Genomic DNA, 22,367 nt, shown 5'->3' on the forward strand with positions numbered 1-22,367 from the left:
CTCGGGGCCGCTCGGGCCGGTTGGGGTGCCGAGACCGTAGGGCCGTGCGGGAGCCGCCCGCGAGCCTTGCGCGCGTTGCGCGGCTTTACCGCGTTGTACGGGGTTCTGCTCGTTGTGCTCAGCGCACCGGGGGTGGGCAGATCGGCCGCTGCCAGGCACAATCTGCGCATCGCGGGAGCGGGGCAGGGACCGCCCCCGGGCGTGGGCACGGCATCGGGGCGCGTGTCCGTGCCGAGCGAGAAGTCAACCCGGGGGGGTGGAAAGGCGCACCTATGTCCATGCTGAGCGGGCTGTCCGCGCGCATGCCGAGCCGCCTGCGCCGATCCACCGGCGCACCGGGCCGAGGCAACCGGAAGCTGTCCGGCCGGATACTCCTGAGCCAGCTGGCCATCCTCGGGCTGACCAGCACGATCGGCTTCCTGCTGTTCGCCGTGGCGCAGCGCGCCCAGTTGGACAGCGAGTACGAGCGGCGGGCGCTTGCCATCGCCTCCACCACCGCGGCCGAGCCGCAGATCCGGGATGCCATCGCCTACGGAACCGGTGGCGACATCGTGCAGAGCATCGCCCAGCGCATCCAGACCGCCTCGCACGCCAGCTATGTGGTGGTGATCGACCGGAACGGCATCCGGCACTCGCATCCACTGGCCGCCCTGGTCGGCGCACCGGTGGAGGAGCGGCCGCTCGCGGCGCTCGACGGGCAGGACCACGTGGGCATCGACCAGGGCGCCACCGGCCGCTCCGCCAACGGCAAGGCACCGCTGCGCGGCCCCACGGGCGATGTGATCGGCGAGGTGTCGGTGGGCATGCCAGAGAAGGATGTGATGGGTCAGCTCTGGCGGGAACTGCCGGTTTTCGGGCTTTTCGCTGCTTTGGCCCTGGCGGTCGGTGTCGGCGCCTCCTACGTTCTGGCCCGCCGCTTGAAGCGGTCGACCTTCGGCCTGGAGCTCGAGGAGATCACCGGGCTGCTCCAGGACCGCGAGGCGATGCTGCACGGGATCCGCGAAGGCGTGATCGCCTTCGACCGGCAGGACCGCGTCACCGTGGTCAACGACGAGGCACGGCGGCTGCTCGGCCTGGGTACGGCACTCGGCTCGCGCTTGGCGGACATGCTGCCCGACGGGCGGTTGCGGCGCGCCCTCGACGGCACGCTGACCGGCACCGATCTGACGGTGGTCACCGACAGTCACTGCCTGGCCGTCAACCGGATGCCGGTCACGCTGCACGGCCAGGAACTGGGGGCCGTGGTCACGGTCCGGGACCGCACCGAACTGGTCGGTCTGCTCAGGGAGTTGGACTCGGTGCGCGGACTCACCGACGCGCTGCGCTCACAGCAGCACGAGTTCTCCAACCGCATGCACACGCTGGCCGGTCTGCTGGAACTGGGCGAGCACGAGACGGCGTTCGCGTACGCGGTGGAGTCGGCCGGCGCCGAACCGGCACTGGCCGAGTCCATACGGTCCCGGATCGGCAATCCGCTGATGGTCGGGCTGGTGATGGCGAAGACCACGGTGGCGGCGGAGCGCGGGGTACGGCTGACGCTCACCGAGGATTCCGAACTCGGCGAGCAGCCACCGCACTTGGACCGGCTGCTGACCATCGTCGGCAATCTGCTGGACAACGCGGTGGACGCGGCGGCGTCCGGTGGCACGGCCCCCGCACGGGTCCAGCTGTCACTGGTCGAGGAGGAGGCGTCGGTGACGGTGCGGGTGGCCGACAGCGGCTCTGGCGTGCCACCCGAGGCGCGGTCGCGGATCTTCGAGGACGGCTGGTCGACCCGGCCGGACCGCGGCACCGCCCGACGCGGTCTGGGACTTGCCCTGGTGCACCGGCTCGTGCAGCGGCACGGCGGTTCGATCGAGGTGAGCGAGGGACCGGGCGCGGTGTTCACGGTGACGCTGCCGGTGCCCCGTCCGGCGCCCGCCGTGGCGGCGAAGGGAGCGGGCTGGTGAGCCAGAACCCGATCAGGACGCTGGTGGTGGAGGACGACTTCCGGGTGAGCGGCATCCACGCCGCGTATGTCCAGCGGGTGGCCGGCTTCGAGGTGGTCGGGCAGCCGGCGACCGTCGCCGCCTCGCTCGCGGCCGTTCGGGAGACCCGGCCCGAACTGCTGCTGCTGGACGTCTACTTGCCGGACGGCAGCGGTCTCGACGTGCTGCGGCGGCTGACAGAGGACGCGGGCGGAGCGCGGCCGGACGCGATCATGACCACGGCGGCTCGGGACGTGGGCTCGGTCCGCGCGGCGATGAAGTTCGGCGCGGTCGGCTATCTGGTCAAGCCGTTCGGCTCCGCCGCGCTCGCCGAGCGGTTGACCGCGTACCGGGCGCTGCGGCACCGGGTGGACGCACTGGATCCGGCCGCCGAGACCGACCAGGCCGATGTGGACGCGCTGTTCAGCGCCGCCCGGCCGACCGCGCTGCCGTCCGTCCCGGCCAAGGGCCACTCGGCGCCGACCCTGGCCGTGGTACGGGACGCGGTGCGGTCCGCGCACCGCGGCCTGTCGGCGACCGAGGTCGCTGAGGCGACGGGGGTCTCCCGGGCAACCGCCCAGCGGTATCTGTCCTATCTGGTACGGGAGGGGCTGGCGCGGCTGGAACTGCGGTACGGGGCGACGGGGCGGCCGGAGCACCGTTACCGGGCGAGCACCTGAAGCCGCCGGGCGCGGCGCCCGGCTACGCCGCGCCCGCGCCGGTCAGCGACCGCACCTCCACCTCGGCGTAGCGGCCGGGGTCGGCCGGTGCCCGGGAGAGCACGGTGCCCAGCCAGCCCGCCAGGAAGCCCAGCGGGATGGAGACGATCCCCGGGTTCTGCAACGGGAACCATGCGAAGTCGAGGCGGGGGAAGATCGCGTCGGAGCCGCCGGAGACCACCGGGGAGAAGACCACGAGGACGACGGACGGCACCAGGCCGCCGTAGATCGACCACACCGTGCCCCGGGTGGTGAAGCGGCGCCAGAAGAGCGTGAACAGCAGGGCGGGCAGATTGGCCGAGGCGGCGACGGCGAAGGCCACGCCCACCACGACCGCGACGTTCAACGCCTGGGCGTACAGCGTCAGTACGATCGCCACCGCCCCGACGGCCACCGCGGCCAGCCGGGCCACCGCCACCTCCCGGGCGTCCGGCGCGGCCGAAGGCCCGCTGCGCCGCCGCCGCAGACTTCCGTACAGATCGTGGGCGACGCTGGCCGAGGAGGCGAGGGTGAGACCGGCGACCACCGCGAGGATCGTGGCGAAGGCCACCGAGCCGACCACGGCGAACAGCACGGTGCCGCCGGTGGAGCCCGCGCCCCCGCCAAGGTCCAGGGCGAGCAGCGGAACCGCCGTGTTTCCCGCCGCGTTGGACGCCCGTACCGCGCCGGAGCCCACCAACGCCGCCGCGCCGAGTCCCAGCACCATCGTCATCAGGTAGAAGGCGCCGATCAGCGCCACCGCCCAGACGACCGAGCGGCGTGCGGCGCGCGCGGTGGGCACCGTGTAGAAGCGGGTCAGGATGTGCGGCAGCCCCGCGGTGCCGAGCACCAGCGCGAGCCCCAGGCTGACGAAGTCCAGGCGCGCCACCCCGGATCCGCCGTACCTCAGTCCTGGCCGCAGATACGCCCCGCCGCGCCCGCTGCCCTGCGCCGCGGCGCGCAGCAGATCGCTGACGTTCCCGTGGAAGCGGGTGAGCACCAGCGCCGTCAGCACGATCGAACCGCCCAGCAGCAGCGCGCCCTTGACCACCTGGATCCAGGTGGTGGCACGCATTCCGCCGCAGACCACATAGAACACCATCAGGGCGCCCACGCCGACGACCGTCCAGGTCCTGGCGCGCGCCGCCTCGCCATCGAGCAGCAGCGACACCAGGCTGCCCGCGCCGACCATCTGCGCGACCAGGTAGAGCACAGCCACCGTGATCGACGACAGGCCCGAGGCGATACGGACCGGCCGCGCACTCATCCGGGCGGACAGCACATCGGCGAGGGTGAACCGGCCGCAGTTGCGCACCAGTTCCGCCACCAGCATCAGCACACCGAGCCACGCCACCAGGAACCCGACGAGGTACAGCACCCCGTCATAGCCGTAGAGCGCGATCAGTCCGGAGACGCCGAGGAACGAACCGGCGGACAAGTAGTCGCCGGTGATGGCGAAACCGTTCTCCAGAGGAGAGAACAGCCGTCCGCCGGAGAAGAACTCCTCCGACGAGGTACGCCTGCGCCCCGCCCACACGGTGATAGCCAAGGTGATCGAGACGAAGGCGGTGAACAGCGCGAGTGCCAGCCCCTGGTGCCCGGTCACCGAATGCCCGCTTCCCACCCTGCCGTGCGCCAACTCCCGCACGGCCAACCGGACATGCCCTACCGCCGACCCGGCCTCCACCATCACCGCACCCGCTCCTGGGTGTCCCAGCGCAGATCCAGCGCCGCCCGATCCCGGTGCAGTCGCGCATGCCGCGCATAGGCCCAGGTCAGCAGGAACGTGGTGACGAACTGGGCAAGTCCGGCCGCCATCGCGACATTGACCGCCCCCGCCACCGGGCGGGCCATCAGCCCCGGCGCCGTTATCGCGGCGACCACATACAGCAGGTACCAGACGAGAGACGCCCCGGCCGCCGGAAACGCGAACCGCCGATACCGCCGCCGCACCTCCTGGAACGCCTCCCCCGCCTGCACCTCCCGGTACACGGCCGAGCGGTCGCGCTCCATCCGCCCCGCCGCACCGGCTCCCGGCTGCGGCAACGGTCCGCCCCGCACACCGGGCTCCACCCCGCCCAACGCTGGTGGCATCAGCGGCGGATACGCCCGCGGTGCGGGCTGCGGCCCCGGCCGCGGGCCGGGCGAAGGCGTGGGAGCGGGAGCTGCCACCGGCTCCTCCCACGGGCCGACGGCCAGGGCATCGGTCCAGGGATCCTCGACCCCGAGTCGCACCGCCCGGCCACCGTCGTGTTCGTCCACAGTGAATCTCCTTGCGCCGCAGGCCAATTGGCCGTGCGCCCAAGAATGGACAGATCCGGAAGATCCCTCACCGATAAGACGAAACGTTCACTCCATCAGGTGATGAGGCCTCGGCCCCATCCCCGCGAGCGGTTCCGACCGCTGTGTCACCGGCGCCCGCCAGCGCCGCTCACTCCCGCGCGGCTCGCCCGATCCCCTGCCGGAACGCATAGCGCACCGCCTGCGCCCGGTCCCGTGCCCCGATCTTCGAGAAGAGGTTGTTGATATGGGTCTTCACCGTCGCCGGGCTGACGTAGAGCTTCGCGGCAATCTCGGCATTGGAGAGACCCTCCGCCACCAGCACCAGCACCTCGGCCTCGCGCGCCGTCAGCCCGTCCGGGGGTTCGTCCGGTTCCCCGCGGCCCTCGCGCCCGGGTCCGCCGCCCCGCTCGACCGCCGGTTGCCCCTGGGCCAACCGCTCCAGCAGGCGGCGCTGCACCTTCGGCGACAGTCCCGCCTCGCCCGACATCACATCCTCGATGGCCCGCAGGATCTCCTCGCCGCCCGCGTCCTTGGTCAGATATCCGCGCGCCCCGGCCTCCAGCGCCGGGAAGAGCGAATCGTCATCGGCGAACGTCGTCAGCACCACCACCTGGGTCTCCGGATGGTCGCGCCGGATCCTCCGAGTGGCCTCAGCCCCATCGCACCGGGGCATCCGCAGATCCATCAGCACCACGTCCGGGGCCTTCTCCGCCACCAGTCGCACCGCCTCCTCCCCATCGGCCGCCGCACCCACCACTTCCAGTCCGGGCAGCAGCCCCAGCAGCATCACGATGCCCTCCCGGACCACGGTCTGGTCATCGGCGACCACCACCCGTGTCACTCGCCCTGCCATTACGCCGGCACCCGCAGTCGCACCACGAACCCCTCCTCGGCCGGTCCCGCCTCCAGCGTCCCGCCGAGCAACTCGGCGCGTTCACGCATTCCCAGCAGACCGTAACCCGCACCCGAGGCACCCAGTGCGTTATCCACAGGCTGGTTGTCCACAGGCCGTCCGCCGAAGTCGCGGACCTCCAACTCCACCTCCCCCGGCAGATATTCGAGCCGGATCGCGACCTTCGCCCCGGGCGCGTGCTTCCGCGCGTTGGTCACGGCCTCCTGAGCCACCCGCCGCACGGCGAGCCCCGCCTCCGTCGGCAGATCCCTGCGCTCTCCGTTGATCCTCAGCCGGGCCCCCTCGGACTCCACCAGCTCGCGCAGAAAGTCCTCGGCCGGGGTCATCTCGCCCCGCAGCGCCGACAGCGCCTGCCGGGTCTCGGCCAGTCCCTGGCGGGCCATCCGGCGAGCCGACACCACCCGCTCCAGCACCTCCTCCTGTCCGCCGCCGCGCTCGATCAGCAGCCGCGCCGCCTCCAGATGCACCATCTGCGCCGACAGGCTGTGTGCCAGCACGTCGTGGATCTCCCGGGCGATCCTGCCCCGTTCACGCAGCGCCGCCGTTTCCGCCTCGGCGGACCGTGCGGCCCGTTCCTGGGCCAGCAACCGCTGGGTGTTTCCCCGGGCCTCCTTGTCCAACCGCACCACATAGCCGACCAACCCGAGACCCGCCGCGGTGAACACCGTGGTCAGCCAGTTGTCCCTGCTCGCCAACAGCGCATAGGCCCCAAGGGCGGCGCAGGTCAACGGAATCGCCACCCCGAGCGGCAGCCGCTCCATCGCGAGTACGGCGCAGGCGCACCACAGCACGGTCGCGGCGTACCCCGCATGCTGGACATGCGCGACGAACGCTCCCGCGAACAACAGACCCAGCAACCCCAGCGCGGGCCAGATCCGGTGCTGCAGCGTGACCCGCATCAGGCCCCACACGATGAGGACTGCTGCCGCCGCGATCGCGGTCGCCAGCCAGAGCGGGCGCCACCCGGTGATCTGCCCCTGGGCGAAGGCCCCCCACAGCACTCCGGCCAGGATCAGCAGCCGCATCACCCAGCCGAGGACCCGGTGCGCGGTCGTCCGGCTCTCCCAGGACAGGGCTTCCTGGGAGGGCCAGGCTGTCCAGAAGCTCAGCGGCACGGAGGCTCCCTCCGCCGTGTTCGGTGTCACGGTGCGGCGGCGGTCACACGGTACGCGGGCTGCTCCAGTTCACGGGCCCGCCACACGACCAGTCCGGTGCGGACCAGCAAGGTCGCCGCCAACGCCAGCATGGTCGCTCCGCTGCCCTGGTGCACGCCCAGCACCGCGCCCAGACCCGCCAGACCTATTCGCAGCACCACCCCGCCGGTCCAGGCGGCCACGGTCGCCTTGGTGCCCTTGGCCCACACCGCACCGTCGTTCTCCCGCCACACCCGGGTGGTGAACGCCCAGGCCGCGCCCATTCCGGCTCCCACCAGTATCTCGGCCGCGAGCAGGCCGACCGACAGCGCCTCATGGCGCGCGTCGAGCAGGCCCGAGTGCCGCACCGACAGGAAGACCAGCACCGCCGGAAGGACCCACCAGCGCGAGCCGTCCGCCACCTTCTGCGGTTTGAGCTGTCGTACCAGCACCAGCACGACAACCGCGATGATCACCGCGACATCGGCAAGACCGGACATGGAAAACGCCTCCGAGCTGCGAGGAAGTACGAGGAAAACCAGATGCTCACGACGGTACGGAGCCGAGGCGCCTCGCAGATCGGATCCAGGGTTGAGTCCGGGTGGAGATCGCCTCTCCACCCGTGGGTGGAGAGACCTGCCGATGGCCGGGGAGAAACGATCAGCCGCGGCGGCTACTCACCGGTGAGGGAGAGCGCGTACCTCGTCTCGGTAGCGCACTGCCGGTAGCCGAACCACGCGTTGACGGCCAACATCGGCCCATTGCCGGTGTCGTTGGCAGTGAACGCCTCGGTATATCCCGCCGCCCGGGCGCGGTGCAGGGAACTGGCCTTCGCCAACTTCGCCAGCCCCCGGCCTCGCCACCTGCGCCGCGTTCCCGTCATCCCCGACGCGTAGCGACTGCGGCCGTCGGTGTGCGCCAGGCTGAAGGCGACCACGGTCCCGTCCGCCACCACGGCCGTGGTCAACTCCCGGTCCAGGTCCGGCGCGGCCCAGTATTGGGCGAGCCAGTCGTCGTACCCCATGGCGTCGGCGGAGGCGTCACCCGGTTCGTCCGCCGCCGCCTCCGCGTCCGCCTGGTACAGCGGGCGGGGATCGGCCGCGAAGTCGGCGCCGGTGCGCAGCGCGTACCCGAAAGGCACTTCGGGAACCGCGGGCAGCGCGCCGCCCGCCAGGTCGAGGCGCTGGAAACTCGCCGACCGGCCGGGACGGTAGCCACGCCGCCGCGCGAAGTCGAGCGAGGACTCCTCTGCGACCACCCAGGCGAACACGGTGACGGCTCCCAGACCCGCGAGGTACTCCTCGGCGGCCGTGAGCAGCGCGGTGCCCACCCCCTGCCCACGCACATCGGGAAGCACCTGAAGATTCGCGAACGCCTGGCCGGGCGCGCTGCTTTCGTAGATCAACCCGGTGGCGGCGACCCCGACGATCCGGTGGCTGGATCGTCCTGCATCGCCAACCGGCCCGAAGGAGCCCGCTGTTCGCCGCTCCGCGATCTCGGCGACGAACATCCGGTACCGCTGGGCGGCGGGAGCCTCAGCGGCGCGCCACGCCATGACCTGCGGCGTCGTGACGAGGTAGGGAGCCACCACATCGCGCACACCGGCGGCGGCCTCGGCGTCAGCGGGCCGGAAGGGACGGATGATCAGCTCCATGACGGCGCACGGTACGCCCTGAGCCGGGCACCCGCATACGGTTTTCCGCTGCCCGGTGTCCGCTACGCGTCGATACGGGAACGATCCAGCGTGGCGGCCGCGTTGGTGATGAACTCCTTGCGCGGCGCGACCTCGTTGCCCATCAGGAGGTCGAAGGCCTGCTCGGCGGCCTCCAGGTCGCTGATGTTGATCCGGCGCAGGGTGCGGTGCCGCGGGTCCATCGTGGTCTCCGCGAGCTGGTCGGCGTCCATCTCACCGAGACCCTTGTACCGCTGGATGCCCTCCTTGAACCGGACGTTCCTGCGCTGCAGGTCCAGCAGCGTCTGCCGCAGCTCGCTGTCGGAGTACGTGTAGATGTACTTGTCCTGGCCCTTCTTGGGGTTGGTCAACTCGATGCGGTGCAGCGGGGGCACCGCGGAGAAGACCCGCCCCTCCTCCACCATCGGCCGCATGTACCGCTGGAAGAGGGTGAGCAGCAGGCAGCGGATGTGCGCGCCGTCGACATCGGCGTCCGCCAGGAAGATGACCTTCCCGTAGCGGGCCTGGTCGATGTCGAAGGTGCGTCCCGATCCGGCACCTATGACCTGGATGATCGCCCCGCACTCGGCGTTCTTCAGCATGTCCGAGACGGACGACTTCTGTACGTTGAGGATCTTGCCGCGGATCGGCAGGAGCGCCTGGAACTCGGAGTTCCGTGCCACCTTGGCCGTGCCGAGCGCCGAGTCCCCCTCGACGATGAACAGCTCGGTGCGGTCGACGTCGTCACTGCGGCAGTCGGCGAGCTTCGCCGGGAGGGACGAGGACTCCAGCGCGGTCTTCCTGCGCTGCGCCTCCTTGTGCTGACGGGCCGCGATCCTGGTCCGCGCGGCGGCGACGACCTTCTCCAGCACCGCGCGCGCCTGCTGCTTGTCGTCCCGCTTGGTGGAGGTCAGGAAGGCCTTGAGCTCCTTGGCCACGACGTTCGCGACGATCCGGGAGGCGGCGGAGGTGCCCAGGACCTCCTTGGTCTGCCCCTCGAACTGCGGTTCGGCGAGCCGTACGGTCACCACCGCTGTCAGGCCCTCCATCGCGTCGTCCTTGACGACGTCGTCCTCGGCGACCCGCAGCAGCTTGGTCGAGCGCAGCACCTCGTTGACGGTCCTGGTGATGGACCGCTCGAAGCCCGACACATGGGTGCCGCCCTTGGGCGTGGCGATGATGTTCACGAACGAGCGCAGGGTGGTGTCGTATCCCGCGTCCCAACGCAGCGCGATGTCGACCCCGAGATCGCGGGTGACCTCGGTGGGCGTCATGTGGCCGCGCTCGTCGAGTACCGGCACGGTCTCCTTGAACGTGCCCTCGCCGCGCAGCCGCAGCACGTCGCAGATGGCCTTGTCGGGCGCCAGGTACTCGCAGAACTCGCTGATGCCGCCGTCGAAGTGGAAGACCTCCTCCGCCGGCGTGTCCTCGTCCAGGCCGCGTTCGTCCCGGACGACGATGGTCAGCCCCGGAACCAGGAACGCCGTCTGGCGGGCGCGCTGGTGGAGGTGCTCCAGGGAGAGCTTGGCGTCCTTGAGGAAGATCTGGCGGTCGGCCCAGTATCGAACCCGGGTGCCGGTGCGGGCCTTCGTGATCTTCTTCGTCTTGCGCAGCCCGCTGGCCGGGTCGAACGGCGCGTCCGGTCCGGGCTCGGTGAAGATTCCGGGCACACCGCGGCGGAAGCTGATGGCGTGGGTGTGGCCGCTGCGGTCGACCTCGACGTCAAGGCGGGCACTCAGCGCGTTGACCACCGAGGCGCCGACGCCGTGCAGACCGCCGGAGGCGGCGTAGGAGCCGCCGCCGAACTTGCCGCCGGCGTGCAGCTTGGTCATCACGACCTCGATGCCGGACAGGCCCGTCTTAGGCTCCACGTCCACCGGGATGCCCCGGCCGTTGTCCCGGACCTCCACGGAGCCGTCGTCGTGCAGTAGCACCTCGATGTGGTCGCAGTAGCCGCCCAGCGCCTCGTCGACCGAGTTGTCGATGATCTCCCACAGGCAGTGCATCAGGCCGCGACTGTCGGTCGATCCGATGTACATGCCCGGCCTCTTACGGACGGCCTCCAGGCCCTCCAGGACGAGCAGGTGCCGCGCGGTGTAGTTCGAGCCGTCGCGGTCCGCGCCGCTCAGCAGGGCGGTGGACGGCGCTGATGTGTCGGCGGTCACGCGGGCAGCTCCTCGCAATTCTTGCAACCGTTTCCGGGGTTGGCAGTTGTGGTTGTTCGCCGATGAGAGGGTACCGATGCCTGACAGGGCGACCTCGCCGCGACCCGGCTTCGCCGTTTATGCTAGCCCGAGCTCGATCGCACGTTCGATACCTCGTTCGAGTGATAGGCACATCACGTTCCCAAGTAGGCATGAACCATTTAGGCTCCGGGCACGTCCTCACCAACAACCGGCAACCCTGCCGGGAGGCGAAAACCCGACATATGCCCCAAATATCACAACTGACTCTTTAATTCCTATTCGCCGCCAACCGGTACCATCCGGCCGCCTCGGGCCCAACTTTCGAGGAAAAGCCACGAGCGGGAACGTTTTCGGCCTGGTTGGATGTTGACCCTGGTACGACAGCTCGTCGAGCTAGAGAAGAGGCGACGTGACTACTGTTCTGACCCCCGCAAGCCCGCTGACTGCCGCAGACCGCTGCGACCGCTGCGGCGCCCAGGCCTACCTGCGCGTCGTTCTCATCAGCGGTGGCGAGCTCCTGTTCTGCGCGCATCACGGGCGCAAGTTCGAGCCGGAACTGAAGAAGATCGCTGCGGAAATACAGGACGAGACTGGACGGCTCAACGCCGCTCCCGCGGCGGTCGTCGAAGACTGATCCCCGCACATCGCATACGACGAGCTCGGACCGGCACAACCGGTGCGTTGAGCGGCCACCCCGTCGCGGGGTGGCCGCTCAGGGCTATTCCGGATCACTGTCCGTAGGCATACGAACGCAAAACGTTCCACTATCCCCGCGTTACGACATGGCGGATTGACGCACGCCGAGTAACGGGCGATTACCCACGGCGCATTTTGGGGCGCTCGACACGACCGGCCGGCGCACGACCTGCGCGTGATGGAGCGTTCGCTACAGGAAGGGCCCGATAAGGCGAGCGAAAGCGGAAACCCTGGTGTACACCCCCGGATGCGCTGCCTCACCGCAGCCTGTCCCCCAGGAGACCAGTCCGACAAGGCGGCCGTGGGCGACGAGTGGGCCCCCGCTGTCGCCCTGACAGGCGTCCCGTCCCCCCTGTGACTCTCCCGCGCACACCATGGACGCGGGGAGGTACGTACCGGCGATGCTGCCCGGATACGCGTGCGCGCACTGGTCGCTCGATATCAGCCGCACCCGTGCGGCCCGCAGTATCGGCGAGTAGCTGCCATGCCCGCTGGTGTCGCCCCAGCCGTACACCGTTGCGCGCTCCTCGTGGTATAGGCCCATGTCACCCGAGCCCGCCAGGCGGATGGCCCGCCCGGGAACCGCCCGGTCCAGGCGGACCACGGCGAGATCACCGTCGTTGGTCCGCGGGTTGTACGACGGGTTGATCCACACGCGGCGCACCGGGAACTCCCGCCCCTGGTGGCTGCGCATGTTCGACCGGCCGGCCACGACCCGCAGGTCGTGGATGGCCCGCCAGTCGGCGCCGAGGACGTCACGGCCGAAGCAGTGGGCGGCCGTCAGCACGACCTTCGGTGCTATCAGGGCGCCGCCGCAGAACTGGCCGGACCGATCGACACCGAAGCGCTCTCGGCTTGTCAGGGCCACCACCCACGGATGCGCCGTGGTGCGGGTCGGGTGGCCGCCTATGACTCGTTCATGGCGCTCTCCGGTCCCTGCGGCGAACGCGGTGGCGGGGGCGATGAGCGGCATGCCTACCGCGAAGAGTGCGAGTCCACCGATCACCGCGGCGGCCGTCCGACGGCGGGGTCTGGTGCACATACGGTCTCCTGACCATCCGGAACGGTTGGGACACTCAGCGTCATTCACCCAAGGCCGCGCCGCATCCGGAAAAGCCTGTGGGCCCGGAACCTCAGGAAGGAGGTTCCGGGCCCACGAGAGGCGGCGATACGGAGGCTTAGTCCAGGTAGTCCCGCAGCACCTGGGAACGGGACGGGTGGCGCAGCTTCGACATGGTCTTGGACTCGATCTGGCGGATCCGCTCGCGGGTCACCCCGTAGACCTTGCCGATCTCGTCCAGCGTCTTCGGCTGGCCGTCGGTGAGGCCGAAGCGCATGGAGACCACGCCCGCCTCACGCTCGGAGAGGGTGTCCAGGACGGAGTGCAGCTGTTCCTGCAGCAGAGTGAAGCTGACCGCGTCGGCCGGGACGACCGCCTCGGAGTCCTCGATGAGGTCACCGAACTCGCTGTCGCCGTCCTCGCCGAGCGGAGTGTGCAGGGAGATCGGCTCGCGGCCGTACTTCTGGACCTCGATGACCTTCTCCGGGGTCATGTCGAGTTCCTTGGCCAGCTCCTCCGGGGTGGGCTCGCGGCCCAGGTCCTGGAGCATCTGGCGCTGCACACGGGCGAGCTTGTTGATGACCTCGACCATGTGCACCGGGATACGGATGGTGCGGGCCTGGTCGGCCATGGCGCGGGTGATCGCCTGCCGAATCCACCAAGTGGCGTACGTGGAGAACTTGTAGCCCTTGGTGTAGTCGAACTTCTCGACCGCGCGGATCAGACCGAGGTTGCCCTCCTGGATCAGGTCGAGGAAGAGCATGCCGCGACCGGTGTAGCGCTTGGCCAGCGAGACCACGAGGCGGAGGTTGGCCTCCAGCAGGTGGTTCTTGGCACGGCGGCCGTCCTCGGCGATGATCTCCAGCTCGCGCTGCAGCTTGGGCGCGAGCTTGTCGGCAGCGGAGAGCTTGTCCTCCGCGAACAGGCCCGCCTCGATGCGCTTGGCGAGCTCGACTTCCTGCTCCGCGTTGAGCAGCGGCACCTTGCCGATCTGCTTGAGGTAGTCCTTGACCGGGTCGGCGGTGGCACCGGCCGCCGCGACCTGCTGGGCGGGCGCGTCGTCCTCGTCGTCGTCGGATAGCACGAAGCCCTCGGACTCGGGCTGGTCGGGACCGGCCTCACCGGGCTTGCCCGGCGCGGCGGCGTCGTCCAGCAGTTCGTCGGCCTCGACGAGCTCGTCCTCGGTCTTCTTCGCCGCGGTCTTCTTGGCGGTCGCCTTCTTGGCCGGAGCCTTCTTGGCCGCGGTCTTCTTGACGGCGGCCTTCTTCGCGCCCGTCCTGGCGGCCGCGGCCTCATCGGCGCTGTCGGCCTCGATGGCGACCTCCGCGGTGGCCGACGGGGCGGCGGCGGTCTTGGCAGCAGCGGTCTTCTTGACCGTGGTCGCCGTGGTGGCGACGGTCTTGGTGGCAGTACGCTTCGCCGGGCTCTTGGCTGCGACGCTCTTGCGGGTGCGCTTGGGCGCCTCTGCGGCACTGACCATCAGCGTCACACCCTCCTCGTCGAGGACCTGGTTGAGGCTGCGCAGAACGTTCTTCCACTGGGTTGCCGGAATCTGGTCCGCCTCGAAGGCCCGACGGACGTCGTCGCCTGCGATCTGGCCCTGTGCCTTACCCCGCTCAATGAGCGCCATCAGAGACTCGGATTCGGTGATCTCCGGCGGGAGCGTACGGGATGTGCTGGCCGACACGAACAACCTCTCGGAACGATGGGAACGACTTCCGACCGCGCCTGCACTCGGCAGGGGATCGGCCGCCGGCGGGGATGGTCCGGCGGTGGAGGCGGGACCGCACAGCAACACAGCATCTGCGATGTCGTCCGTATTCCTTCTGCGGCACCACCTCTTAGGTCATCGCGCCTCTCCTACGAGTGTTACGCGGGTCTTGCGTGGCCCGTGTCACACCGTAATTCAGCGTAAACCAGCGCGTAGCCCGGCACTTCCACCGAAGACGGCCGCCGCCGGACCCTTTTGTGGGGGCCTGGCGGCGGTCGGGACGTCGGCGCACGGAGACGGCGGAGGAATCGCCCGGCGGCGGGACAGTCCTCGTGCGGCGGTACGCGGCCGGCACGGCGGTGTGGCCAGCCGCCGTGTTCAGTGCTCGCGTGGCGCCGGAACGACGCGGTCCACCTCGGGGTGCGGAGTGAGCAGCTGCCGCATGGCGGCCTCAGCGCCCGGGCCGTCCCCGGTCGCCAGTGCGTCCACTACCGCCAGGTGCAGCCCGACCGCGGCGTCCGTCGGACGGTCGCACCCGGTGACCGGGCCGCCGGAGACCTGCAGCGCCGAGGAGACGATGCCGGACAGGTGCTCCAGCATCCGGTTGCCGGTGATCTGCAGGACGAGGGCGTGGAACTCGGCGTCGGCGCGGGAGAAGGTGAGCGAGTCTCCCTGGGCGACGGCATGGCTCATGATCTCGGCCATGTCGGCGAGGCGCTGCTGGACGTCCTCGCGCCCGTGGCCGGCCGCTAGCCGGGCGGCGAGCGGCTCGATGGTCCAGCGCAGTTCGGACAGTTCGCGGCGCTGGTCGTCACGCTGCGGGCCGAACGCCCGCCACTCGATGATGTCCGGGTCGAGCAGGTTCCAGTCGCTGACCGGGCGGACCCTGGTGCCGACGTTGGGCCGGGCGCTGACGAGGCCCTTGGCCTCCAGGACGCGCAGCGACTCACGGACGACGGTGCGGGAGACCTCGAAGCGCTGGCCGATCTCCTCGGGGACGAGCGGGCGGTCGGCGCCGAGATCGCCGGAGACGATCATCTGGCCGAGTTGCTGGACGAGTTGGCCGTGCAGGCCGCGTCCCCGGCTGCCTCCGGCGCGGCGTCCGACCCGGCCCATCTCGGTATCCACCCCATCCCAGTTGGGGGTTCCGGGGCGGTCGCCGCCAGGGGCGTCCGCGTACGGATAGCGGTCGAGCTCTCCATGCCCGGCCAGGCCAGGGTCGACGGGGCGGGCCGCGGTCATCATGGTGTGCGCAAGGGTAGTCACGCATCCTTTGTCGGCGATGTCCCCGGCGGCCTTGAGGGCTTTGCTGAAAAGCACACGAAAGGGTGATCGCCCCTCACCGCATAATTGACGCTTTATCGTAAAGAAACGTGCTTTCTCTGGGGAGTTACGGACACATCGACACGACTGCCGGACTCACCGCGTGGCCGAACGCCCTTGTACGGTAGGGGAGTCGACTCATGAGACTCGCAACACACCAGCGGAGCACAGAAGTTGGCGAGATGCGAACGCCCGGATCAGAGCTCGGGGCGTAGCATCGGCGGGTTGAGAAGAGTGGCGCCGCCCGCCCTGAACAGCTGGGCGGGACGGCCTCCTTGGCGCGTCGTCGTGCCGCCGGCGGGGACCAGGAAGCCCGGTGTTCCGGTCACCTTGCGGTGGAAGTTGCGCGGGTCGAGCGCCACCCCCCACACCGCCTCATAGACCCTGCGCAGTTCGCCGACGGTGAACTCAGGTGGACAGAAGGCAGTGGCCAGCGAGGAGTACTCGATCTTCGACCTGGCCCGTTCCACTCCATCAGCGAGGATCCGGGCATGGTCAAAGGCGAGCTGTGCGCGCTGCTCCTCCTCTGGCGCACCGCCTTCGGCCTGCAGCAGATCGTCGACGGGAGCCCATCGCGCGCTGCGCGCATCGCCTCCGGCACGGGGAGCCGGCAGGTCGGGCGCGAGCACCAGGTGGGCGACGCTGACCACGCGCATCCGGGGATCGCGCTGCGGGTCACCGTAGGTGGCGAGCTGTTCCAGGTGCGCCCCTCCGGTGCCGTATGGCCCCGGGGCGCCGGAGGTGGCCGGGGCAGGCTGCTGGGCGCGCAGCCCGGTCTCCTCCGCGAGCTCACGGGCCGCTGCCTCGGCGAGGTTCTCGTCGGGCCTGACGAAGCCCCCGGGCAGCGCCCACCGCCCCTGGAAGGGAGGTTCGCCCCGGCGGACGGTCAGCGCGCACAGCGCGTGCTGACGCACGGTGAGCACGACCAGATCGACGGTAACGGCGAAGGGCGGATGGGCCGACGGGTCGTAGGGCGACATGGCGTGATCATAGTCGTCTCACTGACGATAAACATCCGGTTCCGGGCATGCGCGGCGCCGGGCGGGATCGCCTCTGCTCGGGCGGTACCGGGCGCGGGCGGTCGCGCCCCACCGCGACCGGGCGTGTCACGGCCTACCGGGCTGGACCGCCCTGGTCGTGTACCAGCGCCGCCCTTTCGAACACCGGCCGTGAGCACGACGCCCCTTCGACGGCCGACCGTGAGCGCGACGCCTCCTGGGACCGCCGGCCGTGAGCGCGGCGCGAGCGAGTTGCCAGAGGCGCTCGACGCCGCCAGAGCGCCGCCCTCCGGCCGGATATCGGCGCTGCCCCCGGGTACTGACCGCGCCCGGATGAACCACTGGCGCCGCGGCCGTCTACCGTTCCGATCAGACGCCTGACACAGGCGCCGCACGCGACCAGCCGCCAGCCTGACCCAGCCGTACCAGCCTGAGGAGAACGATGGCCGTCCTTCGCCAGCCCGGCGCCGTGCTCACCGACCACACGTTCAGCGTCCCGCTGGACCACGCCCACCCCGGCAGGGAGCAGATCGAGGTCTACGCCCGCGAAGTGGTGGCGGTGGGCCGGGAACGGGAGCCGCTGCCCTGGCTGCTGTTCCTGCAGGGTGGGCCGGGCGGGCGCTCTCCTCGCCCGCTGGGCAGGGACAGCTGGTTGACTCGGGCGCTCGACGACTACCGGGTACTGCTGCTCGACCAGCGGGGCACCGGCCGATCCACCCCGGCGAACCGACAGACGCTCCCGAGCCGCGGTGACGCCGCCGCGCAGGCCGCGTATCTGGCGCACTTCCGCGGCGACTCCATCGTGGCCGACTGCGAACTGATCCGCCGCCAGCTGCTGGGCGAGGATGGTCAGTGGTCGCTGCTCGGCCAGAGTTTCGGCGGCTTTTGCACGCTGACCTATCTGTCGTTCGCGCCACAGGGCTTGCGGGAGGCGTTCATCACCGGCGGGCTCGCGGGGCTGCGCTGTGATGCGCAGGACGTCTATCGGGCCGCGTACCCCCGCGTCGCGCGCAAGAACCGGAGCCACTACGAACGCTATCCGCAGGATGCCGACATCGCCCGCGACGTGGTGCGCCACCTGCGCGACAACCAGGTGCTGCTGCCCGACGGCGGATCGCTGACGCCAGCGGCCTTCCAGTCCTTGGGGATCATGCTCGGGACGAGCAACGGATCGCACACACTGCACTACCTGTTGGAGGACGCCTTCCTCCCCGGGTCCGGCGAGCCCACACTCTCCGACTCGTTCCTCTCCGAGGTGCAGGGTCATCTGTCCTTCGCCTGCAATCCGCTCTATGCGGTGCTGCACGAATCGATCTACGGCCAGCGGTCGGTCTCCAGCCAGTGCACGGGCTGGGCCGCGGAGACGGTCCGCGCGGAGTTCCCGCAGTTCGAGGTGGACAAGGCGCTCTCCGGCGACGGCCCGGTGCTGTTCACCGGAGAGATGATCTACCCCTGGATGTTCCGCACCGATCCCGCGCTCGAACCGCTGCGGGAAACGGCCCAACTCCTGGCGCTGCGTGAGGACTGGCCGGATCTGTACGACGGTGAGCAGCTGTCCCGCAACGACGTGCCCGTCGCGGCGGCCGTCTACCACGACGACATGTACGTCGACACCGCCGACTCGCTGGCGACCGCCGCGGCGGTCCGGGGGCTGCGTACCTGGGTCACCGACGAGTACGAGCACGATGGGCTGCGGGTGAGCGGCGGCAGGGTGCTGGACCGGATGATCCGTCTGGTACGAGGCGAGTTGTAGAAAGCGCCCGCCAACACCATGGGGTGGCTGGGTCCGCTCCCGCAGGGGACTCAGCATCCGCCGTCATCTCCCTTCTTCGTACGGGCCGGGCGAGCTGCCCGGCCGCGGGGGCCCGGTCGGGCGGCAGGGCGAGCGTCCGCGGCCGGGCGGCCCTTGGGACCGGTCCCCGGCCCCGTCGGCCGTCCGTTGGCCGCGGCACGCGTCAGACGCTTCCCGCGCTCCTGCCGCAGGCACTGGCGCAGCGGCTCCGGGTCCAAGCCGTGGTTGCAGGCCCGGTGCAGCAGTTTGGCGAAGGTGTAGTCGGGATCGGCGTCAAGCGCCCGCCCGAAGGCCACCCGCGCGGCGGGCTCGTCCCCAGTGGACCAGCAGACCCAACCGGCCAGTGTGAGCGGAGCGGCGGAATGGTCGGCATACGCACCGACGCAGCGCCGTGCCAGGGCGCGCCACAGTCGCAGAGCGGGAGCGGCGTCCCGCCCCTCCATCCACTCCGCCGCCTGGTCCCGGGTCTCACGGTCCTGCAGACCGAGGATGATCGCGGCCGCTTCGACATCGTCCAGAAGAGCGTCGTCATGGGCGTCACCCGTCGCGTCGTCGGAGTCCGCCGGGGCGGTACGGAAGCGCTGCAGGGCTACCTCGGCAAGGGCCAGGGTTTCCTCCCGAACGGTCAGGATGTCGCCGTCGCCGAGCATGCGCGGCACGAGCTCGGCACAGGCCTGATCGAGGGCGATTTCCTGGGGGTCGGCCCGGGGCGCGCCGAGCGGTGCGTAGCGGGCTTCCATCTCCCTTAGAGATCCGCGTACTTGGATACCGGCGTAAGCCGCGGCGGCGGCCATGACTGATGTCCCGTCCCGCGGAATCCGCGTCCCCTCAGGCGGGCAGCAGCCGATGTCCGGGCAGCAGTACGACCACCATCGGCCGTCGCAGACACAGAGGGCTTCGAGGACCGGCACGTCGAGAGCTCCGCACGCGGTGCGCAGATGCTGGGCGAGCGGGCGTAGCCGCTCCATGGCCTGCTGCGGGCTCTCACCGGGCAGCGGATCCTGGCAGAGGAACACCGCGATGCCGTCGGGACGGCCACTGCGGCCTGCTCCTCCCACCAGGCAATCGGCGAGTTGCGCTGCGACATCGCGCCACTCACCGGGGTCGGCCGGAATCCCGAGTCGCAGTCGGCCGCCGAAGCGGCCGCGGGCACCGTGCAACGCGACCATGACAATGCTGTCGTCCGGGTGAAAGCCCAGAAGGAAGGGCAGGGCCTCGGCCAGATCGGCGGGACCGCGGAGAGTGACGCGCGGCTCACGGGACGGGCGGGATGACGAGGATTCGATGTGTTGTGTCATGCGCCGAAGATCCCGCGGTGTGCCGCTGGCCCGCCAGCCCTGTGGATAACCTCCCGGATTCATGCGATGAACTGTTCGGATGTTCGTCACCGGTTCGAGGGACCGGTTATCCACAAGGCCCCGGCTCGGGTTCGCGCTTTGTCGGTGGCATCAGGTTGCATGGGGGGCATGAGCGAAGACCTGCGTACCGCCGCCGATGCCGTGCTCGGCCGTCTCGTCGGTGACACCACCGGCTCCGCGCGGCTGCGCGAAGACCAGTGGCGGGCGATCGAAGCCCTGGTCGCACAGCAGCGCAGAGCGCTGGTCGTGCAACGCACCGGCTGGGGCAAGTCCGCGGTCTACTTCGTGGCCACGGCTCTGCTGCGGGAGCGCGGCAGCGGACCGACGGTGATCGTCTCCCCCCCTGCTCGCCCTCATGCGCAACCAGGTCGAGGCCGCTGAACGGGCGGGCATCCGGGCCCGCACCACCAACTCCGCCAACACCGAAGAATGGGACGCCGTACAAGCAGAAGTCGCCGCGGGCGAAGTGGATGTACTGCTGGTAAGCCCCGACGCTCTAGTTTTCCGAACTTTGAACTCCAGCTGTTGTTCAGCAGGTTCTCAGGCTCGATGGAGCACTCGACGCGGGTTCTCAGCTGAGACGGCGTCGGCAGTCGCGTGCTCTCGGCAGCCGCCAAAGCCTGCATTGCGGTCTCCCATAAACCAGACTCGCGCCAGCGGGCAGAGTAGGTCTGGAGGGTCATGGTATGACCGAACAGCGCTGGGAGATCGCTCCAGGAGGCGCCCGTGCGAACTCTATAGAGGATTCCTGTCATCACCAGTCGGGGGCTGACCCCTCGGGGCTTGTGGGTGATCATGGGCGCGATCTTCGTCCACCCCTCATCGGTCAGCAGCGGGACTGGTAGTTGCCTCTCGGCGAACCCGGCTGCTTTCGCGCAGGGCTGCCCGTTGCGCCGCCGCCGAGACGGCTCCAGGAAGGTCACCTTGATATCGATCATGGCCATCAACTGCTTCTGCTGTTCCGGCGGCAGGTCATCCAAGGTCCTGCGTGCCATGGCTGCAAGCTCGACCAGCTGGGCGGACCTCTTCTGCGCCGTATCGTCTGTCGCCTGACGGGCAGTCGTCTCCCTCTTGGACTCGAGCATCGCGTTCAGCTCGGCCTGCACAGGAGCGATTAATCGCTCCAATAATGTCTCCGCCTCCGCCAGGCACAGATCAAGTGAGGCGACCTGCCTGACCGCCACACTGAGGGCGATGGCGACGACCCGGGTCTGGGCCCTGATTCGTCGGTCGAGTTCGGCGCTGCGTTCCTCGAAGCTGACGTACTGACCCACCAACGCTCCGATCCGCCTCCCTGCCCAAGCACCGGGACGACTACGACTGGGACGGCTACTCAGACCTCCTCTTCCAAGACCACGACGTGTTGATGCTCTACTCCGACCGGTTCGACGGCATCGAGAATCCTCAGGGAGAGGCCAACCGGCGCCTGGGCATCGGCGATCTGCGTGCCCCAGCCTGGTTCGAGCCCTTCGACAACGTCACTCCACGCTCCCCGGAACGCGCCTTCCGTCACGGAAGCAGGCCCTGATAGATGTGTGTCTCCTCGCATCAGCAGGCGGGAGACACACCCCACCCCCGTATCAGCCTCATCACGCCCCCGGATTCTCATCCCGCAACGGTGATCAAGGGCGGCACGGTCATAGGTACTTTTTCCATGATCTCCAGCGCGGCGTTCCGCTGACGATCTCCTTCGCTAGGCTTCACGGTCACCCTCCCAGACCAGGCACCGGCAGACGGCTGCGCCCATCGCTTGCTGATCCGCCGCAGTACCGAGGTCAAGCAGCTGGCCGGCGGGCGCGTCGACAGTACTAGCATCCCGTTGCGTCAGCCCGTATATCGAGCAGCACAAACACCTGCTCCAAGGTGCAGGTCAGAGCAATCCTGAGATGCGTTCAGCCCCGGCGTGAAGGCCGGCCCCTTCTGCAAGAGTCCCGGTAAGGAAGACACCTTTGAACAAGGAATTGTGGCAGCGCTTCGAGGGCTGGCTGAGCGAGCATGCCCCCGCAGACGCCGCGTGGCTCCTCCCTCCCGCCACCGCCGCCGAGATAGATCACCTCGAAGAAGCCCTGGGCTTCCCCCTCCACCCCGACCTCAAGGACCTGCTGAAGCTCCACAATGGAACCTCCTCCCGAAGCGGCGGGGCGCAGCCGGGGGCCTTCCTGTTCGGTTACAGCCCTTTGGCCACCGAAGGGATCATCGCCGCACACCGCAACGTGCTCGCGGTCCTGGAGGGCGCGCGGGAAGAAGACGAGGAAGATCTAGTCCTCGGCATCATGGTGCACCCGCGATGGGTGCCGTTCGCTGAGGACATCTGCGGCGACATCGTCTTCCTTGACCACCGCGAGCAGCACGAGGGACAGATCGGCCTGCTGTCGTACGGCAGCCCGCAGTACGAACCGTTGTGGCCGTCTATGGACGTCATGTGGGAGCAGGTGTACGCCTCTACGGAGGGCGGCACTCCGCTTCGGCCAGTCGACATGCAGCCGTCGGTGGAGGACGGCCGGATCCTGCGCTGGAGCGTCGTGCTCGGATGACCGGTGGCATGCGAGGGGCCCCCTGAACGGATTACGTCCAGGG

18 protein-coding genes and 2 pseudogenes are annotated in these 22,367 nt (G+C 69.7%); 7 read left to right on the plus strand and 13 right to left on the minus strand.

What is annotated here, in order from left to right; genetic code table 11:
• Nucleotides 1–272 precede the first annotated feature (272 nt).
• Entirely contained in the window at nt 273–1,949 is a 1,677-nt protein-coding gene (locus tag P2L57_RS26250) for a sensor histidine kinase (RefSeq protein ID WP_275818551.1), read from the plus strand.
• The gene (locus P2L57_RS26255; RefSeq protein WP_275818552.1) at nt 1,946–2,647 is read left to right on the plus strand and encodes a response regulator; all 702 of its coding nucleotides are present in this window, start codon (nt 1,946–1,948) and stop codon (nt 2,645–2,647) included. Before P2L57_RS26250 ends, P2L57_RS26255 begins: the two co-directional genes overlap by 4 nt.
• A gap of 22 nt (nt 2,648–2,669) precedes the next feature.
• Here P2L57_RS26255 and P2L57_RS26260 read toward each other — a convergent pair whose 3' ends face one another.
• The 7 genes from P2L57_RS26260 to P2L57_RS26290 all read right to left on the minus strand — a co-directional run bounded on the left by P2L57_RS26260 (nt 2,670) and on the right by P2L57_RS26290 (nt 10,831).
• Nucleotides 2,670–4,271: a monocarboxylic acid transporter gene (locus P2L57_RS26260; RefSeq protein WP_275818628.1), complete on the minus strand. Its 1,602-nt coding sequence runs from the start codon at nt 4,269–4,271 to the stop codon at nt 2,670–2,672.
• Nucleotides 4,272–4,354: 83 nt separating this feature from the next.
• Nucleotides 4,355–4,927 (minus strand): DUF485 domain-containing protein, encoded by a 573-nt coding sequence (locus P2L57_RS26265; protein WP_275818553.1) that lies wholly within the window; start codon nt 4,925–4,927, stop codon nt 4,355–4,357.
• A 169-nt stretch (nt 4,928–5,096) separates the two neighbouring features.
• Nucleotides 5,097–5,801: a response regulator transcription factor gene (locus P2L57_RS26270; protein WP_275818554.1), complete on the minus strand. Its 705-nt coding sequence runs from the start codon at nt 5,799–5,801 to the stop codon at nt 5,097–5,099.
• Nucleotides 5,801–6,976, minus strand: a complete 1,176-nt coding sequence (locus tag P2L57_RS26275; protein WP_275818555.1) for a sensor histidine kinase — start codon at nt 6,974–6,976, stop codon at nt 5,801–5,803. Before P2L57_RS26275 ends, P2L57_RS26270 begins: the two co-directional genes overlap by 1 nt.
• Before the next feature lie 26 nt (nt 6,977–7,002).
• Nucleotides 7,003–7,494 (minus strand): CcdC protein domain-containing protein, encoded by a 492-nt coding sequence (locus tag P2L57_RS26280; protein WP_275818556.1) that lies wholly within the window; start codon nt 7,492–7,494, stop codon nt 7,003–7,005.
• Between the two features lie 173 nt (nt 7,495–7,667).
• Nucleotides 7,668–8,648: a GNAT family N-acetyltransferase gene (locus tag P2L57_RS26285; protein WP_275818557.1), complete on the minus strand. Its 981-nt coding sequence runs from the start codon at nt 8,646–8,648 to the stop codon at nt 7,668–7,670.
• Between the two features lie 62 nt (nt 8,649–8,710).
• Nucleotides 8,711–10,831 (minus strand): DNA gyrase/topoisomerase IV subunit B, encoded by a 2,121-nt coding sequence (locus P2L57_RS26290; RefSeq protein ID WP_275818558.1) that lies wholly within the window; start codon nt 10,829–10,831, stop codon nt 8,711–8,713.
• 430 nt (nt 10,832–11,261) lie between these two features.
• Between P2L57_RS26290 and P2L57_RS26295 the strand changes: the two genes are divergently transcribed.
• Nucleotides 11,262–11,486: a DUF7455 domain-containing protein gene (locus tag P2L57_RS26295; RefSeq protein ID WP_275818559.1), complete on the plus strand. Its 225-nt coding sequence runs from the start codon at nt 11,262–11,264 to the stop codon at nt 11,484–11,486.
• 252 nt (nt 11,487–11,738) lie between these two features.
• Here P2L57_RS26295 and P2L57_RS26300 read toward each other — a convergent pair whose 3' ends face one another.
• The 4 genes from P2L57_RS26300 to P2L57_RS26315 form a co-directional block, all read right to left on the minus strand.
• Nucleotides 11,739–12,590, minus strand: a complete 852-nt coding sequence (locus tag P2L57_RS26300; protein WP_275818560.1) for a S1 family serine peptidase — start codon at nt 12,588–12,590, stop codon at nt 11,739–11,741.
• Between the two features lie 136 nt (nt 12,591–12,726).
• Nucleotides 12,727–14,295 carry an RNA polymerase sigma factor gene (locus tag P2L57_RS26305; RefSeq protein ID WP_275818561.1) on the minus strand — a complete coding sequence of 523 codons (1,569 nt, stop codon included), beginning with the start codon at nt 14,293–14,295 and terminating at the stop codon, nt 12,727–12,729.
• Between the two features lie 402 nt (nt 14,296–14,697).
• Nucleotides 14,698–15,585, minus strand: a complete 888-nt coding sequence (locus tag P2L57_RS26310) for a FadR/GntR family transcriptional regulator (RefSeq protein WP_275818562.1) — start codon at nt 15,583–15,585, stop codon at nt 14,698–14,700.
• A gap of 254 nt (nt 15,586–15,839) precedes the next feature.
• Nucleotides 15,840–16,622 carry an NUDIX hydrolase gene (locus P2L57_RS26315; RefSeq protein WP_275818563.1) on the minus strand — a complete coding sequence of 261 codons (783 nt, stop codon included), beginning with the start codon at nt 16,620–16,622 and terminating at the stop codon, nt 15,840–15,842.
• A gap of 460 nt (nt 16,623–17,082) precedes the next feature.
• Between P2L57_RS26315 and P2L57_RS26320 the strand changes: the two genes are divergently transcribed.
• Entirely contained in the window at nt 17,083–18,393 is a 1,311-nt protein-coding gene (locus P2L57_RS26320; protein ID WP_275818564.1) for an alpha/beta fold hydrolase, read from the plus strand.
• A gap of 50 nt (nt 18,394–18,443) precedes the next feature.
• Here the strand turns inward: P2L57_RS26320 and P2L57_RS26325 are convergent, their stop codons facing one another.
• Nucleotides 18,444–19,730 carry a DUF4192 domain-containing protein gene (locus P2L57_RS26325; protein WP_275818565.1) on the minus strand — a complete coding sequence of 429 codons (1,287 nt, stop codon included), beginning with the start codon at nt 19,728–19,730 and terminating at the stop codon, nt 18,444–18,446.
• A 168-nt stretch (nt 19,731–19,898) separates the two neighbouring features.
• On the opposite strand from P2L57_RS26325, the pseudogene P2L57_RS26330 reads away from it, so the two are divergent.
• Nucleotides 19,899–20,289: pseudogene (locus P2L57_RS26330) on the plus strand (DEAD/DEAH box helicase); the annotation flags it as partial.
• A 142-nt stretch (nt 20,290–20,431) separates the two neighbouring features.
• Here P2L57_RS26330 and P2L57_RS26335 read toward each other — a convergent pair.
• Nucleotides 20,432–20,875 (minus strand): annotated as a pseudogene (locus tag P2L57_RS26335) (transposase); the annotation flags it as partial.
• Between the two features lie 281 nt (nt 20,876–21,156).
• On the opposite strand from P2L57_RS26335, the gene P2L57_RS26340 reads away from it, so the two are divergent.
• Together P2L57_RS26340 and P2L57_RS26345 are read left to right on the plus strand one after the other, a co-directional pair.
• Entirely contained in the window at nt 21,157–21,318 is a 162-nt protein-coding gene (locus tag P2L57_RS26340; protein ID WP_275818566.1) for a hypothetical protein, read from the plus strand.
• Between the two features lie 421 nt (nt 21,319–21,739).
• Nucleotides 21,740–22,324, plus strand: a complete 585-nt coding sequence (locus tag P2L57_RS26345; RefSeq protein WP_275818567.1) for an SMI1/KNR4 family protein — start codon at nt 21,740–21,742, stop codon at nt 22,322–22,324.
• Nucleotides 22,325–22,367 lie beyond the last annotated feature (43 nt).

Origin of the sequence: Streptantibioticus ferralitis, from assembly GCF_029223525.1 — a bacterium.
GTDB classification, from domain to species: domain Bacteria; phylum Actinomycetota; class Actinomycetes; order Streptomycetales; family Streptomycetaceae; genus Streptantibioticus_A; species Streptantibioticus_A ferralitis.

Excerpts from the sequence above, each read along its gene's own strand:
- P2L57_RS26340 (WP_275818566.1), top strand. The coding sequence starts at position 21,157 with ATGCTCTACTCCGACCGGTTCGACGGCATCGAGAATCCTCAGGGAGAG.
- P2L57_RS26325 (WP_275818565.1), bottom strand. The coding sequence starts at position 19,730 with ATGACACAACACATCGAATCCTCGTCATCCCGCCCGTCCCGTGAGCCG.
- P2L57_RS26300 (WP_275818560.1), bottom strand. The coding sequence starts at position 12,590 with ATGTGCACCAGACCCCGCCGTCGGACGGCCGCCGCGGTGATCGGTGGA.
- P2L57_RS26250 (WP_275818551.1), top strand. The coding sequence starts at position 273 with ATGTCCATGCTGAGCGGGCTGTCCGCGCGCATGCCGAGCCGCCTGCGC.
- P2L57_RS26270 (WP_275818554.1), bottom strand. The coding sequence starts at position 5,801 with ATGGCAGGGCGAGTGACACGGGTGGTGGTCGCCGATGACCAGACCGTG.
- P2L57_RS26285 (WP_275818557.1), bottom strand. The coding sequence starts at position 8,648 with ATGGAGCTGATCATCCGTCCCTTCCGGCCCGCTGACGCCGAGGCCGCC.
- P2L57_RS26315 (WP_275818563.1), bottom strand. The coding sequence starts at position 16,622 with ATGTCGCCCTACGACCCGTCGGCCCATCCGCCCTTCGCCGTTACCGTC.
- P2L57_RS26280 (WP_275818556.1), bottom strand. The coding sequence starts at position 7,494 with ATGTCCGGTCTTGCCGATGTCGCGGTGATCATCGCGGTTGTCGTGCTG.
- P2L57_RS26320 (WP_275818564.1), top strand. The coding sequence starts at position 17,083 with ATGGCCGTCCTTCGCCAGCCCGGCGCCGTGCTCACCGACCACACGTTC.